Source organism: Ferrovum myxofaciens (assembly GCF_000735045.1).
GTDB lineage: Bacteria > Pseudomonadota > Gammaproteobacteria > Burkholderiales > Ferrovaceae > Ferrovum > Ferrovum myxofaciens.
In genome coordinates this window covers 146,545-162,043 of record NZ_JPOQ01000008.1, presented here as the reverse complement: position 1 = coordinate 162,043, position 15,499 = coordinate 146,545, and the positions used below count along the sequence as shown (strand labels likewise).

The 15,499-nt window shown below is 55.6% G+C and carries 14 protein-coding genes; 5 read left to right on the top strand and 9 right to left on the bottom strand.

Annotated features, from left to right (window positions below; all coding sequences use genetic code 11):
- Positions 1 to 451: 451 nt before the first annotated feature.
- The 5 genes from IV91_RS0102015 to uvrA all read right to left on the bottom strand — a co-directional run bounded on the left by IV91_RS0102015 (position 452) and on the right by uvrA (position 5,388).
- On the bottom strand, positions 452 to 1,225 hold the full coding sequence (locus IV91_RS0102015; RefSeq protein WP_031595606.1) for an HAD-IA family hydrolase: 774 nt from the start codon (positions 1,223 to 1,225) through the stop codon (positions 452 to 454).
- 80 nt (positions 1,226 to 1,305) lie between these two features.
- Positions 1,306 to 1,737 (bottom strand): EamA family transporter, encoded by a 432-nt coding sequence (locus tag IV91_RS0102010; protein WP_031595605.1) that lies wholly within the window; start codon positions 1,735 to 1,737, stop codon positions 1,306 to 1,308.
- Positions 1,734 to 2,048 (bottom strand): DUF190 domain-containing protein, encoded by a 315-nt coding sequence (locus IV91_RS0102005; RefSeq protein WP_031595604.1) that lies wholly within the window; start codon positions 2,046 to 2,048, stop codon positions 1,734 to 1,736. The genes IV91_RS0102010 and IV91_RS0102005 overlap by 4 nt, the downstream gene beginning before the upstream one ends.
- 26 nt (positions 2,049 to 2,074) lie before the next feature.
- Positions 2,075 to 2,470 carry a fluoride efflux transporter CrcB gene (gene crcB, locus IV91_RS0102000; RefSeq protein WP_031595603.1) on the bottom strand — a complete coding sequence of 132 codons (396 nt, stop codon included), beginning with the start codon at positions 2,468 to 2,470 and terminating at the stop codon, positions 2,075 to 2,077.
- Between the two features lie 77 nt (positions 2,471 to 2,547).
- Positions 2,548 to 5,388: an excinuclease ABC subunit UvrA gene (gene uvrA / locus IV91_RS0101995; protein ID WP_031595602.1), complete on the bottom strand. Its 2,841-nt coding sequence runs from the start codon at positions 5,386 to 5,388 to the stop codon at positions 2,548 to 2,550.
- A gap of 146 nt (positions 5,389 to 5,534) precedes the next feature.
- Here uvrA and IV91_RS0101990 point away from each other — a divergent pair, with 146 nt between their 5' ends.
- Together IV91_RS0101990 and ssb are read left to right on the top strand one after the other, a co-directional pair.
- Positions 5,535 to 6,695, top strand: coding sequence for an MFS transporter (locus IV91_RS0101990; protein WP_160171513.1), 1,161 nt, complete (start codon positions 5,535 to 5,537; stop codon positions 6,693 to 6,695).
- Positions 6,696 to 6,710: 15 nt separating this feature from the next.
- Positions 6,711 to 7,196 carry a single-stranded DNA-binding protein gene (gene ssb, locus IV91_RS0101985; RefSeq protein ID WP_031595600.1) on the top strand — a complete coding sequence of 162 codons (486 nt, stop codon included), beginning with the start codon at positions 6,711 to 6,713 and terminating at the stop codon, positions 7,194 to 7,196.
- Here the strand turns inward: ssb and IV91_RS0101980 are convergent.
- Genes IV91_RS0101980 through IV91_RS0101965 form a run of 4 tightly spaced genes read right to left on the bottom strand, consistent with a single transcriptional unit; the run spans position 7,193 to position 11,505 of the window.
- Positions 7,193 to 8,827, bottom strand: a complete 1,635-nt coding sequence (locus tag IV91_RS0101980; RefSeq protein ID WP_031595599.1) for a tetratricopeptide repeat protein — start codon at positions 8,825 to 8,827, stop codon at positions 7,193 to 7,195. The two genes, ssb and IV91_RS0101980, sit on opposite strands and share 4 nt — an antisense overlap.
- A complete protein-coding gene (aspS, locus tag IV91_RS0101975; protein ID WP_031595598.1) occupies positions 8,828 to 10,591 on the bottom strand; it encodes an aspartate--tRNA ligase in 1,764 nt (587 codons plus the stop codon). It lies immediately after the preceding gene.
- Positions 10,592 to 10,633: 42 nt separating this feature from the next.
- Positions 10,634 to 11,245, bottom strand: coding sequence for a DUF502 domain-containing protein (locus tag IV91_RS0101970; RefSeq protein WP_031595597.1), 612 nt, complete (start codon positions 11,243 to 11,245; stop codon positions 10,634 to 10,636).
- Complete coding sequence (locus IV91_RS0101965; protein ID WP_031595596.1) at positions 11,242 to 11,505, bottom strand: FmdB family zinc ribbon protein; 264 nt, start codon at positions 11,503 to 11,505, stop codon at positions 11,242 to 11,244. Before IV91_RS0101965 ends, IV91_RS0101970 begins: the two co-directional genes overlap by 4 nt.
- A gap of 272 nt (positions 11,506 to 11,777) precedes the next feature.
- Here IV91_RS0101965 and IV91_RS0101960 point away from each other — a divergent pair, with 272 nt between their 5' ends.
- The 3 genes from IV91_RS0101960 (at position 11,778) to rplM (ending at position 15,496) form a co-directional block, all read left to right on the top strand.
- Positions 11,778 to 14,513, top strand: coding sequence for a M16 family metallopeptidase (locus IV91_RS0101960; protein ID WP_150112348.1), 2,736 nt, complete (start codon positions 11,778 to 11,780; stop codon positions 14,511 to 14,513).
- Positions 14,510 to 14,971, top strand: coding sequence for a dihydroneopterin triphosphate diphosphatase (gene nudB / locus IV91_RS0101955; protein WP_031595593.1), 462 nt, complete (start codon positions 14,510 to 14,512; stop codon positions 14,969 to 14,971). The genes IV91_RS0101960 and nudB overlap by 4 nt, the downstream gene beginning before the upstream one ends.
- 96 nt (positions 14,972 to 15,067) lie before the next feature.
- On the top strand, positions 15,068 to 15,496 hold the full coding sequence (gene rplM, locus IV91_RS0101950; RefSeq protein ID WP_031595591.1) for a 50S ribosomal protein L13: 429 nt from the start codon (positions 15,068 to 15,070) through the stop codon (positions 15,494 to 15,496).
- Positions 15,497 to 15,499 lie beyond the last annotated feature (3 nt).

Here is a 15,499-nt window from a genome sequence, read left to right as displayed (position 1 = left end):
ATCAATTGGCGGCGCTTAAAACTGCACTGCTGTGGCAAATATGCCCAAGTCGTCAACTGCTCGCCTTGAGCACCCAAAAACCTGTCAAGCACTTTTTCAATTATTTTTGCAGGGGCGAGCAGTTACTTTGATTTTACCTGTTGGTAGATGAAAAATGTCGTCACAGAGAGTAATGCAATCAGCAAGGGCTGGATCTGAAGGTGAATCTTGTTTTTCAGCGAGAGGCCATCGAACCATTTGCGAATCAAAAACCATGGGGGTGTGGATTTTACCCACCCGGTTTCCCTGATTGGCATGTTGTACTCCTTTAAAGACGACGCTCACGCTGAACGCACAACAGGATAAACCCGGCAGGTTGTTCCTGTAATGCAACAGATCAAATTTCACCCGGTTTTTTGCGTAATGCAATACATCTCGGTGAGAATTTATGGCGATATCCCTGCTCTCAGTACTATTCGCGGGCCGGATCAATAGTTGCCATGCGTCGGCATAGATCGAGATCGACCCAGCCCGCAGGGGGTAGAGCACCCTGGTACAGGGCATAGGGCTGATGCGGTTCCCCTAGGTCGGACAGTACGGCCCCTGCGCCGGAAAAGTCCTGCCCCTGGGTATATTCGTTGATTGTCACGAGGGTAGTCAGTCCCGCAGCGCAGGCTGAACGCAAACCATTCTCTGAATCCTCGAAGGCCAGAGCCTCCTGTGCCGAGATACCCAGTGCATCCAATGTCCACAGATAAATATCCGGGGCAGGTTTTTTGGCGGAAACGATATCTCCGGCCGCAATGACTTTAAACCAACCGGGGCTTTCCGGTCCCAACGCAGTGGAAAGAAGTGAGGCAACATTCTCCGGCGTGGTGGTGGTGGCAATGGCCAGGGTCAAACCCGCCTGACGGGCCTCGTGGAGCAGTCGTCGGACACCGGGACGCAGGGGGATTGCGCCTTTTTCAAGCAAAGCCAGATAGTGACGGGTTTTGGATTGATGCAACTGAAGGACCAACTCATCAAAATGTATGTCTGAAAGTTGTTCGGGGTGATAGTGGGCAACATAATGGCGAATCCGTTCTTTTCCTCCAGTGACCGCCAACAGTTCTCCATACAAAGGAACCGTCCACTCCCAGTCCAGACCGAATTCCTGGAAAGCCAGATTAAAGGAGGGCCGATGCCCATCCCGTTCTGTATCCGCCAAGGTTCCATCCACATCAAAAATCAGTGTATTCAAACTCATCATTTATTCTCGATCACTTAATGGCACAGAAATTTCTTGAAGAAAAAAACGAAAATGTACTGTATCTGGACTGGTCTCATTTACGCTACGAGCAGGACGAGGGAACCCGAGACAATCAGGGTAATCCCCAACATTCCATGCCAATTCAAGCGTTCGCCCAGAAGCAGAACCCCAAGGAGCAGGGCGAAGACGACGCTCAATTTGTCCAGGGGAGCCACCCCGGAAAGGGGCCCCAATTGTAGGGCACGGTAATAACAGAGCCAGGATAGACCGGTGGCAATGCCCGAGAGGATCAGAAAGGTCCAGGTATGGAGCGAGAGGGTGGAAAAACGTTGCCACTCATGGCGCAAGGAGAGAATCCCGGCCGTGAGCGCCAGAATGATCAGGGTACGGATAAAGGTGGCAAAATTCGAAGGGATACCCGCTACCCCCAACTTTCCGAAGAGGGCGGTCAATCCGGCAAAGAAGGCCGAGCCGAGGGCAAACAGTGCCCAGGCAGGAATGGCTTTCATGGCAGGGTGCCGTATTCCGCTGGCATTGTGACGTACAGGAGGGGAAGGTTGGCTTCCCTGACGATACCCAGTAACTGCTCGGATTGTTCCGTACTGACGATGAATACCACTTCCACGGGCAAGTCATTGGCCAGTTCAAAGAAGTGATCTTCATGCAGAACGCCATGGCGTCCGTATCCTGCAATGGACTTGAAGACGGATCCCCCTTGAATGCCCAGGGAACGGGCTTGCTCCAGCAACCATTCATAGGCAAGGATGTGATGATGGTGGCGGTTTTCATGCAGGTAGAATTTTAGATAGGTGCCCTTCATGGCAAGGAAACTCCAAAGTGGTTGGATCAGGCTTTACCAAAGGACTTGAGCAAGCCATAACTGGCCATGCCAAGCACCGTCATCAACAATGAGCCTCCGAGGTGCACGACAATGTGAGTCAAGGCCCAGAGGTATTGGGTGCGAGAAAACAGGGTCACGGATTCAGCAGAAAAAGTCGAGAAAGTGGTCAACCCACCCATGAATCCCGTGATGATGAATAGTCGGGCCTCGGGGGGGAGGCCCGCATGATCAGTAAAATAGGCAACCGCCAATCCCACCAGATACCCGCCTATCAGATTGGCTGCCAGGGTTCCCAAGGGCATGGTCGGGATCAAGGGATTGAGCAGAATACCCAACCACCAGCGCAACCAAGCGCCCAGGGCAGCACCCACGCCTACCGCAAGAAATCCGTAACCTCCCATCTTTACTTTTGCCCGCCCTTCAGGTTTTTATCACGGTTATATCCTACCACAGGATAGAGATAGGGAAGTTCGGGTGCTTATTCCGGGTTTCTGGAAGGAGAAAGATGGGGCCGAAGGTATTTTCCGGTCATGCTGTGTGGATTCTGCGCCACCATTTCCGGGGTGCCCTGAGCAACGATTTTCCCGCCTCCATTCCCTCCCTCGGGGCCCATATCGATGATCCAGTCGGCAGTTTTGATGACGTCCAGATTATGTTCGATGACAATGACCGTATTGCCCTGGTCGCGCAGGCGATGGAGAACTTTGAGGAGGAGTTCGATGTCGTGAAAGTGCAGTCCGGTGGTGGGTTCGTCCAGAATGTAGAGCGTGCGCCCTGTATCCCGCTTGGACAGTTCAAGAGACAGTTTGACACGTTGAGCTTCGCCGCCGGAAAGAGTGGTTGCGGCCTGGCCCAGAGTGATGTAACCCAATCCCACATCCAGAAGAGTCTTTAATTTGCGCGCCAGGACAGGAACGGCGTTAAAGAATTCATGGGCCTTTTCCACGGTCAGTCCCAATATCTGGTGAATATTCAGTCCCCGATAGTGGATGTCGAGGGTTTCGCGGTTATAACGTTTGCCATGGCAGATATCACAGGGCACGAAAATATCGGGCAGAAAATGCATTTCCACCTTGATCAACCCATCCCCCTGACAGGCTTCGCACCGTCCTCCCTTGACGTTGAAAGAAAATCTTCCCGGTCCATAGCCCCGTTCCCGGGCTTGAGGCAATTCGGCAAATAATTCGCGGATGGGCGTAAATAGTCCGGTATAAGTGGCAGGATTGGAGCGAGGAGTGCGACCGATGGGGCTTTGATCTACGTTGATGACCTTGTCAAAAAAATCGAGTCCGATGATTTCATCATGGGGCGCCGGGTCCTGAGCGCTGCCATAGAAGTGACGGGCCGCTGCGGCCTGCAGGGTATCGTTGATGAGCGTGGATTTGCCCGACCCTGAGACCCCGGTAATGCAGATCAGCAGACCGATGGGCAGATGCACGGTCACCTCTTGCAGATTATTTCCCCGGGCGCCGCATAGGGTCAATTGACGCGCTGGGTCAGGGGTATGGCGCTGAGCCGGTATGGGGATGGTGCGTTGTCCAGAAAGATACTGACCCGTCAAGGAATCCGGATGCTTGAGGATATCCGCAGGAGGACCGGCAACAATAACGTATCCGCCATATTCCCCCGCTCCGGGTCCCATGTCCACTACAAAATCCGCACTACGGATGGCATCTTCGTCGTGCTCTACTACCAGAACAGAATTCCCGAGATCCCGCAGTCGCTGCAAGGTTTCCAGAAGGCGCTGGTTATCCCGTTGATGCAGTCCGATGGAGGGTTCATCCAGGACATACATGACGCCCGTCAGTCCGGATCCGATCTGGGAGGCCAGACGGATCCGCTGAGCCTCACCCCCGGACAGGGTGTCGGCAGATCGGTCGAGTTGCAGATACTCCAGGCCGACATTGTTGAGAAACTGGAGGCGTGCAATGATTTCCTTGAGAATTTTTTCAGCGATGGCCTGTTTTTGCCCAGTCAGTTGCATGTCTTGGAATACGGCTTCAGCCTGTTTGAGGGGCAGGGCACTGAGCGTTTGCAGAGTATGTCCGGCGACCCGTACAAAACGGGCTTCACGCCGTAGACGCGCTCCCTGGCACTGAGGACATGGTTTTTGAGCGCGCAGACGCGCCAGTTCTTCGCGTACCAAGGTGGAGTCGGTTTCCCGGTAGCGCCGTTCGAGACTGGGAATGATGCCTTCGAAGGGGGAGGCACGTTGGGTTTGAACACCGCGCACGCCCAAGGAATGGAAGGTGATTTTCTCTTTGCCTGAGCCATACAGGAGCATTTCCTGAAGGGTGGGACTCAGGGTTTCATAAGCCTGTTCGAGGTCGAAATCGTAGTGGGCAGCCAGATCGCAAAGCATCTGAAAGTAGAATTGATTGCGCCGGTCCCATCCCTTGATGGCTCCTGCGGCCAGGCTCAGGGCGGGAAAGGCGACGACCCGTTTGGGATCAAAAAAACTCACCGAACCCAATCCATCGCAATGGGGGCAAGCACCCATGGGATTGTTGAAGGAAAACAGTCGGGGTTCCAGTTCCGCCAGTCCGGCATTACAGACGGGACAGGCAAAACGAGAGGAAAAGGTGAGGGTGGCCGCACTGTCCATGTCCACCACCAGGGCCCGACCATCAGCATGACGCAGGGCTGTTTCAAAGGATTCGGCCAGGCGTTGACGTGCATCCGGGCGGACCTTGAGACGGTCTACGACAATGTCCAGACTGTGCTTGCGGTTTTTGTCGAGGGTAGGAAGCGCATCGATATCTAGAATTTCACCGTCCACACGCAGGCGTACAAATCCCTGAGCGCGCAGTTCATCGATGAGTTCTGTCTGCTGTCCCTTGCGTTCGGTCACCAGAGGCGCGAGGATCATGATTTTGGCGTCCAGGGGAAGCGCCAGTACGGCATCCACCATCTGGGATACGGTCTGGGCGGCCAGGGGTAAATCATGGTCGGGGCAATGAGGTTCGCCTACTCGAGCGAAGAGCAAACGTAAATAATCATGGATTTCGGTTACCGTTCCCACCGTGGAACGTGGGTTATGGCTGGTGGCCTTCTGTTCGATGGCAATGGCTGGTGAAAGCCCTTCGATCAGGTCCACATCGGGTTTTTCCATCATCTGCAGAAACTGGCGCGCATAGGCCGAGAGGGACTCGACATAGCGGCGCTGGCCTTCTGCATAGAGCGTGTCGAAAGCCAGCGACGATTTGCCGGAGCCCGAAAGACCCGTGATGACCACCAACTGATGCTTGGGCAGGTCGAGGTCGATGTTCTTGAGGTTGTGGGTGCGAGCACCCCGGATACGTAGCAGGTCTTGTGTCACAGTGGGCAGGTTCGATGATGAAAGGAAAGGAGGTGCACCCCTTGGGGGCACGGAGCAAGGAGAATCAGTGAGTCAGTACGCGAAATGCTAATATACGCGAAGTTTTCCTTTTTTTCAGATAACCTGCCATGAGAAAGAAATCTAGTATGACGCCTATGGAAAGGCGAGCCAGTCTGAGTTTGGCCAGTATTTACGGCCTTCGGATGTTGGGCATGTTCATTATTCTGCCGGTTTTTGCGCTGTATGCCGTTCAGTTACCGGGGGGGGCGAATAAAACCCTGGTGGGGTTGGCTCTGGGTATCTATGGATTGACGCAGGCTGTGCTTCAGATCCCGTTGGGCTGGTTATCTGACCGGATCGGACGTAAGCCGGTGATTATGGGAGGATTATTGGTGTTTGCGTTGGGTAGTTTCGTGGCGGCCAGTGCCCATACCCTAGAGGGCATCACCGTGGGACGGGCCATTCAGGGGGCGGGTGCCATTGCGGCAGCCTTGATCGCTTTGACGGCAGATTTGACGAGCCCGGAAAACCGTACGACGGCCATGGCCATGATCGGGGTGACCATCGGACTTGCCTTCACGGCCTCCATGGCGCTTTCGCCCATGCTCTATCCATTGATAGGAGTTCCGGGGTTGTTTGTTTTGACTGGGGTGCTGGCCCTTACAGCCATTGCGGTGACTCGATGGATCGTACCCAATCCGCCGAACCTGGTGGCGATGGATCGGGTCTCCTTTGGAGCCGTATTGTCGAATATGGAATTGTTGCGTTTGAATCTGGGTATTTTTGTCCTCCATGCTTCCCTGATGGCGACCTTTATAGTGGTGCCTGCGGCTTTGGTGAAGGGGGGGTTGGCTCAGGCGGATCATTGGAAATTCTACATGCCGGTCATGATTGCCTCCTTCATCCTGATGGTTCCCCCCGTGGCCTTTGCCCATGGTAAGTGGCGCAAGCAGGTGTTTCTGGGGGGGGTCGTGGTGGTTCTGCTGTCCCATTTTCTGATGCATTTTGCGCTGGGACAAGTGTGGGGTACGGCGATTGCTCTGACCGTCTTTTTTACCGGATTTAATGTGCTGGAGGCCAGTTTGCCCTCGCTGGTAACGCTGGTGGCTCCTCCCAATGCAAAGGGCACGGCCACTGGGGTCTACAGTACGATTCAGTTTCTTGGCACTTTTAGTGGTGCAACCTTGGCCGGTATGCTGACTCAGCATTTTGGCTCGGAAGTGGTTCCCTTCTTTACGGCAGGCCTCACCTTTCTCTGGCTGGTGGTGGCTTGGCCCATGAACGTTAACAAGCCAGTGGTACCCTGAACGGAGGAGTTTTTGATGGCATCGGTCAATAAAGTGATTTTGGTAGGAAATTTGGGGCGCGATCCAGAGGTTCGTTACATGCCCGATGGCAGCGCCATTGCCAACATCAGTGTGGCTACGACGGATACCTGGAAAGATAAAGCCGGTACCAAGCAGGAAAAGACCGAGTGGCATCGCGTGTCTTTCTTCGGAAAAACGGCTGAAATTGTGGCTCAATACCTGAAGAAAGGCAGTCAGGTTTATCTGGAAGGGCGGATTCAGACGCGTAAATGGCAGGACAAGGAAACCGGGCAGGACCGCTTTTCCACGGAAATCGTGGGCGACCGCATGCAAATGTTGGGCGGACGCGCGGGTGCCGGGGGTGATGTGGACTTCCCATCGCAGGATTCCGGCGGTGAGGGAGGCTTTGGAGGGCAGGGCTCTGCTTCAGGAAAGCCCGGAGGGAAAGGAGGCACGAATGTCGGCGGGTTTGATAACTTCCCGGATGACGTTCCTTTCTAGGGACTGTGGCACCCATGGCTCAAGGTTGGAGGGATCATTAAAGCACGGGCAGCCTTCAGCGCATCTTCGAAGGCAGGGCGGCGATAATCCCAGACCGGATCTTCGGGCGGGGGGTGCAGCACCATGGTGGCGTTGGCCTCAAACAGCAGAACCTTTCCCTCGGGGTCGAGGGTGAAGTCCATACCCGCATAGTCCAGTCCCAGACGGGCTTGAAGGGTTTCCAGGGCGCCGACTGCTGTGCTGTCCAGGAAAGTTCGGTAATCTGCCAGAAAGGCCTGCTCTTCTTCCCTGAAGTCCGGGCGGGTACTCATTTCTGCGCTGAAGTAGTGCACTTTCCAGTGCGAAGAGAGGGCCAGATGGATGGGGTACAGGTTTCCACCCAGGGTCATGACTCTGAATTTTCGGTAAAGCCCATCCTGTCCCCGGCTGGGCAGGCATTCCAGTGCCAACAGAGTGGTACCGGGCAAGCGTTCCAGCAGGGCAGGCAGGTCGTCGGCGCATTGGACTCGTTCGAAATACTGGCCGCCATGAAAACCTGGCGCTCTCAGCAGGAGGGGGAAGGCATAACTGCGAGCCGCCAGCCAGTGTTCCAGAAGACCCGCGATTTCCTGAGGGGAAGCATGAGCCGGGCGTTGGAAACATTCCGTGCGGGCACTGCTCAGATGAGGGATTCCTGCGCATAACTGACCCAGTGCGGTCCGTGCAGTGGCGCGAACCCGTTGCGGATCGTTGCGTGCCGGGATCTGCGGCGCACGCAGTTGCCAACGTGGGAGGACACGGGTCAAAGCCTCCGGACAGCGATCGGCATCGCCCACGGCATTGAAGAGGAGATCGTGGGGAGGGAGAGACTCATTTTCCGGAAAAAATTCCAGGGCCAGGATTCGGGTATGGTGGCGCTGGCGGTCCAACAACGGTTGCCAGGGAATATTGCCATCGGCGGCAGAGGCCAGGATCAGCACCGTGGGCAACGTATTTCCCCGCCCCTGCAGAAAAATTTCCGGTTTTTGAGCATAGCCCAACTGGCGATGTGTGGTCGCTTTGTTTTCCTGTCCCAAGCGACTGGCGCCGGTGGCCAGGCCTCTATGGGCTTCAAGGGATTGTGGGTTTTCCGATAAAACCTGTTCGAACAATTGGGCGGCTTTTTCATTTTCCTGTTGGTTCAGGGCCACTTGAGCCAGATTGAGCAAAGCACCGGAATGCAGGGGATCGATGGCCAGTGCGGCAGTGAAGGCCGTCTTTGCCGCTTCGAGATGGTCGGTTTCCACCAGGCCCGTGCCCAGATTGACCCAGGCTCCGAGGTGATGGGAGTCGAGGGCTAGAACGGCCAGATACTGAACGCGGGCCAGGAGAAGTGATTCCCGAGTTCCCGGTCGGGCCAGAAAATTAGCCCAGTTGAAGCGCAAGTCCGGGCTGTTGGGTGCCAGTTGAATCGCCGCTTCGTGGTGCTGGCGTGCTTCGTTTTCCTGCCCTAAGCGTTCCTCGGCCAATGCCAGGTTGGCCAGTACCAGAGGATGAGGGTGCTGCGTCTCCAGGGTACGGAGAGCCTGATGGGCAAGAGGCCACAGGCCCGACTGGAGGAAGTCGAGCGCAGCGCGAAACTGAACCTCTTCCTCTTCCGTCAGGGGGAGCATTTAGCGCACTTTGATATGCAGTTCCCGCAATTGCTGCTCAGACACCCCGCTGGGTGCCTGAGTCAGCAGACATTGGGCACGTTGGGTCTTGGGGAAGGCGATGACATCACGGATCTGTTCTGCGCCCGTCATCATGGCCACCAGACGGTCGAAGCCGAAGGCGATTCCGCCATGGGGCGGGGCACCGTACTGGAGAGCATCGAGGAGGAAGCCAAATTTGGCCTGGGCTTCTTCAGGGCCAATATTGAGGGCGCTGAAGACTTTGGACTGGATATCGGCGCGGTGAATCCGTACCGACCCTCCGCCGATTTCCCATCCGTTGAGTACCATGTCATAGGCCTGAGCCAAGGCCTGAGAAGGGTCATTGTCGAGAAAGGCTTCGTGACCCTCCCGGGGGGCTGTGAAGGGGTGATGCAAGGCAACCCAGCGTTGACTGTCATCGTCAAATTCAAACATGGGGAAGTCTACGACCCACAGAGGCTTCCAGCCGCCCGTGGAGAACCCGCGTTCATGTCCCAATTTGACGCGCAGGGCACCCAGCGCATCGTTCACCACCTTGGCGCGGTCGGCTCCAAAGAAGATCAGGTCATCATTTTCCGCGCCCGTGCGTTCCAGGATCAGGCGCAGGGTGGCTTCATTCAGAAACTTGACGATCGGAGATTGCAGGCCCTGATCGTTGGGTTGGGTGCAGTCATTGACTTTGATGTAGGCCAGCCCCTTTGCCCCATAAATCTTGACAAAGGTGGTGTAGTCATCGATTTCCTTGCGTGTCAGGGAACCGCCTCCGGGAATGCGCAAGGCAGCGACCCGTCCATCCTTAAGATCGGCAGCAGCGCGGAATACCTTGAAATCCACCTGTTTCATGGCATCGGTCAACTCGGTGAATTCGAGAGGGATGCGCAGGTCAGGTTTGTCCGAGCCATAACGGTGCATGGCTTCGGCCCAGGTCAGACGAGGAAAGGGGGTGCCCAGATCCGCTTGGATGTTGGTTTGAAAAAGGTGACGCGCCAATCCTTCCATCATCTCCATGATTTCAGGTGCGGAAAGGAAGGAAGTTTCGATATCGATCTGGGTGAATTCCGGTTGACGATCAGCCCGCAGATCTTCATCACGAAAACATTTGGTAATCTGATAATAACGGTCGAAACCGGATACCATCAGCAGTTGTTTGAACAGTTGGGGTGATTGGGGCAAGGCATAGAATTCGCCATGATGAACGCGACTCGGTACCAGATAATCGCGCGCGCCTTCCGGGGTGGACTTGGTCAGCATGGGGGTTTCGATGTCGATGAATCCCAGATCGTCCAGATAACGGCGCACAGCCATGGCGACCCGATAGCGCAACTGGAAATTCTGTTGCATTACCGGGCGGCGCAGGTCAAGGTAGCGGTATTCGAGGCGCACCTGTTCGGACAGGTGGTCATCATCCAGCATGAAGGGGGGGGTGAGCGAGGGATTCAGGACCTCCAGTTGGTGGGCCACGACCTCGATTTCTCCACTCTTCAAATGCTCATTGCGGGTGCCTTCCGGACGCAGTCGGACCTGCCCGGATACCTTCAGGACAAATTCGTTACGGATGCCTTCTGCGCTGGCGAAGGTGGCGGCATCCTCCGGGTTGGCAACGATCTGAACCAGCCCCGCGCGGTCCCGCAGATCGATGAAGATGACCCCTCCATGATCACGGCGGCGGTGGGCCCAGCCAAACAGGGTGACGGTGTGATCCAGATAACGGCGGTCAATCAGACCGCAATAGTCAGTACGCATGAACAGAGGGTCTCAAGTGATGGAACAGGACAAACGACAGCATTATATCTTCTTCGGAGGGTGCTTTTGACGGGGTTCCACGACTCCCATGGAAATGATATGTTTGAGCGCATCGTCCACTGAAATATCCAACTCGATGACTTCCCGACAAGGGACCATGAGAAAGAAGCCGGAAGTTGGATTGGGTGTGGTGGGTACATACACGTTCAGGTGCGGTTCGCCCAGATGAGTTGCTACCAGTCCCTGCGGAATCCCGGTTTGAAAGGCCAGGGTCCAACAGTCGGCATGGGGGTAGCGGATGAGCAAGACTTGGCGAAAAGCTTGTCCGGAACTGGAAAAAAGGGTGTCGCTGACCTGTTTGACGCTGCTGTAGATACTATTGACGACGGGGATTTTATCGAGCAGACGTTCAACCAGTGTCAACAGGCGCTGTCCAAGGAAATTAGCCGCCACGGCACCTGTCAGGAGCACGATACACAGGGTGAGAAGCACGCCCAACCCAGGAATGTCCATGCCAAACAAGGCCTCGGGACGCAAGTTCGGAGGCAGCAGGAAGAGGGTCTGATCAAGGGTGGTAACGATGACTCGCAAAACCCACAGGGTAATGACCACCGGGATCAGGACCACGATCCCGGTAATGAAATAGCGCTTCATCCGCAAGCCGGGCAGGGGCCGTTGGCACAGGGCGGCGGGGCAGTTTCGGTGCTGGGCGCCGAACTTTCTGCAGCACTGCTTCCCTTGAAATCCGTGGCATACCAGCCACTCCCCTTCAGCTGAAAACCAGCCGCCGTCAACTTTTTGGACAGAGTGGCCTGACCACAGGCAGGGCATTGGGAGGGGGCAGGATCGGAAATTTTTTGCAGAACTTCGATTTCCTTGCCACAATTCGTGCAACGATAATCGTAAAGGGGCATGATGGTATCTCCTTGAAATTCGGGGAATGAACGAAGGGGGTGAAGGTCGTTAGAGAACCGAGCCTCGACCTGCCGTTTCTTCCGTAGTATTCAGAAACAATTATTGGCGATAATAGCATAGGAAGACGGTCACCTGAGTTCGTTACTTCAGTGTTGGGGTGAATGCAAGGAAAATCAAGAGAAACGGGAACCTAACCCGAGTCAGGGGTTCTACGGATGATGAGTTCTGTGGCACAGGATTCCTGAAAATAACAGACGAGGAGACAGGCAGAATGCGCAAATCGATGGTGAAATGGGGTGGTGCGTGGCTGGGATTGTGGGCGTTGCAAGGAGCCCTGGCCTCCAGTCTTCCACCTGGCGTGACGGAAGTAACCCGCGTGGAAGGGGTGACGGAATACCGTCTGGCCAATGGGTTGCAAGTCTTGCTGGCACCCGACGACAGCAAGCCGACTGCGACGGTCAACGTGACCTATCGGGTGGGTTCGCGCATGGAAAGTTATGGTGAAACCGGCATGGCGCATCTGCTGGAGCACCTCATGTTCAAGGGTACCCCCAAGCACCCCGATATCATGAGTGGTCTGACCAGTCACGGAATGCGTCCCAACGGAACTACCTGGTTTGATCGGACCAACTACTTCGAATCCTTTCCTGCCTCGGAAAACAATCTGGACTGGGCGCTCAAAATGGAAGCCGACCGCATGGTGCATTCCAACGTGGCACGCAAGGATCTCGACAGCGAAATGACAGTGGTCCGGAACGAGATGGAGCGAGGTGAGAATGACCCGGGCGATGTCTTGATGGACAAGATCATGGCAGCGGCTTATCAGTGGCATAACTACGGGAAGTCCACCATCGGTGCGCGAAGCGACGTGGAAAACGTCAATATCGCTCATCTTCAGGCTTTTTATCACAAATATTACCAGCCGGATAATGCCACTCTGGTTGTGGCCGGGCGCTTTGATACAACCCGTACCCTCAAGGAGATCCAGCAAACTTTTGGACAGATTGCGCGCCCCAAGCGCGTGCTGGAGCCGACCTATACGCTCGATCCTGCGCAGGATGGCGAGCGGCAGGTGATCCTGCGGCGGGTGGGCGATGTGCAATATGTGGAAGCGGTCTATCACGCAGTGGCGGCGGCCAGTCCCGACAGTCCGGCTTTCGAGGTGTTGGCCCAGGTGCTGGGGGATACGCCCACGGGACGACTGCACAAATCCTTGGTGGAAACCGGGTTGGCGACGAGTATCGGCGCGGACTATTTCAATCTGGCAGAACCCGGAGTCCTGTTCCTGCAGGCTGAAGTGCGTAAGGATCAGAAGTTGGATGACGTGCGCGATGCTTTCTTGGCGACCGTGGAGAAAATCAAGGAACAACCCATCACGGCTCAGGAGGTGGAACGGGCCGAAGCCAACCTGCGCAACAGTATCGATACCACCTTCAATGATCCTGAAAGGTTCGGCATTGCCTTGTCCACGGCCATTGCCAATGGGGACTGGCGACTCTTCTTCCTGACCCGTGACCGCCTGGCCAAGGTGACTCCGGCGGATGTGCAACGGGTGGCCATAGCCTATCTCATTCCCAGCAATCGTACGCTCGGGTTGTTCATTCCGACTGCCAATCCCCTGCGTGCCCCTGCGCCTCAACGAGTGGATGCCGAAGCCCAGTTGCAAGGTTACCATGGCAGTCCTGATTACCAGGCGGGAGAGGCTTTTGACGTGTCTCCGGCCAATATTCAGAAACGAACCCAATGGGTGACGATGCCCGATGGATTGAAGGTGGCCTTGCTGTCCAAAAAAACCCGCGGCAACACGGTCCATGCCCGGCTGAGTTTGCATTTTGGGACGGCAGATTCGTTACTGGGCAAGGAGCAGGTGGGGGATTTTGTGGCGGGTTTGATGGATCGGGGGGCGGATGGCATGAGTCGTTCCGAAATCCAGGATAAATTCACGGCGCTCAAGGCGCAGGTGGCTTTTTCCGGATCAGCCACGGGCCTGACGGTGATGATCCAGACGGTCAAGGAGAACCTGCCCGCCACCCTAGATCTGGTGACACGCATTTTGCGCAACCCCACCTTTCCCGAGAGTGAATTCAAGCAATGGCGCGAGGCCAGTCTGGCGGATGTGGAAGAAAGCCGAAGCGATCCTCAGGCCATGGCTTCCAATTTGCTGCACCGTTATTTCAATCGTCATCCACGGGGGGATCTGCGCTATACCTCCACGTTTGACGAAACCGCAGAAGACATCAAGGCAGTCACGCAGGATCAGATCGTTCAGTTTTATCGGCGCTTCTATGGGGCATCCCATGGGGAACTGGCCGTGGTGGGGGATTTCAGCCCAGTGCCCGTGCGTGCTGCGCTCGAGCAGGGGTTGGGTCAGTGGGCAAATGCAGAACCCTATGCCGTCGTGTTGGATGATTATCAGGCGTTTCCCGGGAAAACCCTGCAGCAGGACGTGACGGACAAGGCCAATGCCGTTTTTCTGGCATGGCAACCCTTGCCGATCAAGGATGATGACCCCCAAGCGCAGGCCCTGACTCTGGGTAACTATGTGCTGGGCGAAGGATTCCTGAATTCCCGTCTGGCGACCCGTATCCGCCAGAAGGAAGGATTGAGTTATGGAGTGGGCTCTTTCCTGCGCCTCAACGATCAGGTACCCAATAGTGCCTTCGGCGCTTACGCCATTTATGCACCGCAAAACCGGGCGCGTCTGGTCAAGGCGTTTGACGAAGTGATTGCCCAGGTGCTGGGGCAGGGACTGACCCCGGCAGAAATAGAGGCAGGCAAAGCGGCCCTGATGCAGTCACGGAAATTGGCGCGAGCGCAGGATGGTTCTCTGGCTGCCCAACTTGATAAACTGATGTTTGACCAGCGCGATGCAACTTTTCTGGCGCAACAGGATGATCAGGTCATGGCGGCCGATTCCTCCAGTGTCAATGAAGCGCTCAAGAAGTATCTGGACCCCGCTCGCTTTGTGACGGTCTATGTTGGAGATTTTTCGGCAAAAAAACCGTGACCCATAAAATCCCTGAATCCGTGCTGGTGGTGGTCTATACGCCAGCCGGGTATGTTCTGTTGATCGAACGGGCGGATGCCCCAGGGTATTGGCAGTCGGTAACGGGCAGTCGCAATACTCTGGAAGAGTCGTTGTGGGAGACGGCGCGGCGTGAAGTGGCAGAGGAAACAGGGCTTTGTGCAACCCCAGATACCTTGAAAGACTGGAAGGAAGCACGGGTTTACGAAATCTACCCCCGTTGGCGGCACCGCTATGCTCCAGGAGTGATTCAGAATACCGAACACCGTTTCGGTCTGGTGGTGCCGGAACCGCTATCTGTGACACTGTGTCCCCGTGAACATGTCCGGCAGGTTTGGTTACCCTGGCAGGAAGCGGCCTTGCAATGTTTCTCCTGGACCAATCAGGAAGCATTGCGGGATCTTCCTCAGCACATGCCTGCGCCTGTGAGCGTCGAATAAAGGGCCGGTTCCACCGAAGGTTTGGTAAAGGCATTGACAGAGTGCTTTTGGCGCAATATAATCGGCAGTTCTTTTCATGAAATAGTGAACGCTGTTATGAAAACCTTTTCCGCTAAAGCGCATGAAGTCCAGCGCGACTGGTTTGTGGTAGATGCCACAGACCTGATCCTTGGACGGTTGGCCAGCCAGATTGCCCTGCGTCTGCGTGGCAAGCACAAAGCCATTTATACTCCCCATGTAGACACGGGTGATTTTATCGTCGTGGTCAATGTGGAGAAGATTCGCGTGACCGGCAACAAGGGCGAAGATAAAAAGTATTATCGCCATACGGGCTACCCCGGCGGGATCTACGAAACCAATTTCAACAAGTTGCAGGCGCGTCATCCTGCACGGGTTCTGGAAAAGGCGGTCAAGGGCATGCTTCCCAAGGGTCCCTTGGGCTATGCCATGATCAAGAAAATGAAAGTTTACGCTGGCGCAGAGCATCCCCATGCCGCCCAGCAACCAAAAACCCTGAGCATTTGAGGT

Excerpts from the sequence above, each read along its gene's own strand:
- IV91_RS0102015 (WP_031595606.1), bottom strand. The coding sequence starts at position 1,225 with ATGAGTTTGAATACACTGATTTTTGATGTGGATGGAACCTTGGCGGAT.
- IV91_RS0102010 (WP_031595605.1), bottom strand. The coding sequence starts at position 1,737 with ATGAAAGCCATTCCTGCCTGGGCACTGTTTGCCCTCGGCTCGGCCTTC.
- IV91_RS0102005 (WP_031595604.1), bottom strand. The coding sequence starts at position 2,048 with ATGAAGGGCACCTATCTAAAATTCTACCTGCATGAAAACCGCCACCAT.
- crcB (WP_031595603.1), bottom strand. The coding sequence starts at position 2,470 with ATGGGAGGTTACGGATTTCTTGCGGTAGGCGTGGGTGCTGCCCTGGGC.
- IV91_RS0101990 (WP_160171513.1), top strand. The coding sequence starts at position 5,535 with ATGACGCCTATGGAAAGGCGAGCCAGTCTGAGTTTGGCCAGTATTTAC.
- ssb (WP_031595600.1), top strand. The coding sequence starts at position 6,711 with ATGGCATCGGTCAATAAAGTGATTTTGGTAGGAAATTTGGGGCGCGAT.
- IV91_RS0101980 (WP_031595599.1), bottom strand. The coding sequence starts at position 8,827 with ATGCTCCCCCTGACGGAAGAGGAAGAGGTTCAGTTTCGCGCTGCGCTC.
- aspS (WP_031595598.1), bottom strand. The coding sequence starts at position 10,591 with ATGCGTACTGACTATTGCGGTCTGATTGACCGCCGTTATCTGGATCAC.
- IV91_RS0101970 (WP_031595597.1), bottom strand. The coding sequence starts at position 11,245 with ATGAAGCGCTATTTCATTACCGGGATCGTGGTCCTGATCCCGGTGGTC.
- IV91_RS0101965 (WP_031595596.1), bottom strand. The coding sequence starts at position 11,505 with ATGCCCCTTTACGATTATCGTTGCACGAATTGTGGCAAGGAAATCGAA.
- IV91_RS0101960 (WP_150112348.1), top strand. The coding sequence starts at position 11,778 with ATGCGCAAATCGATGGTGAAATGGGGTGGTGCGTGGCTGGGATTGTGG.
- rplM (WP_031595591.1), top strand. The coding sequence starts at position 15,068 with ATGAAAACCTTTTCCGCTAAAGCGCATGAAGTCCAGCGCGACTGGTTT.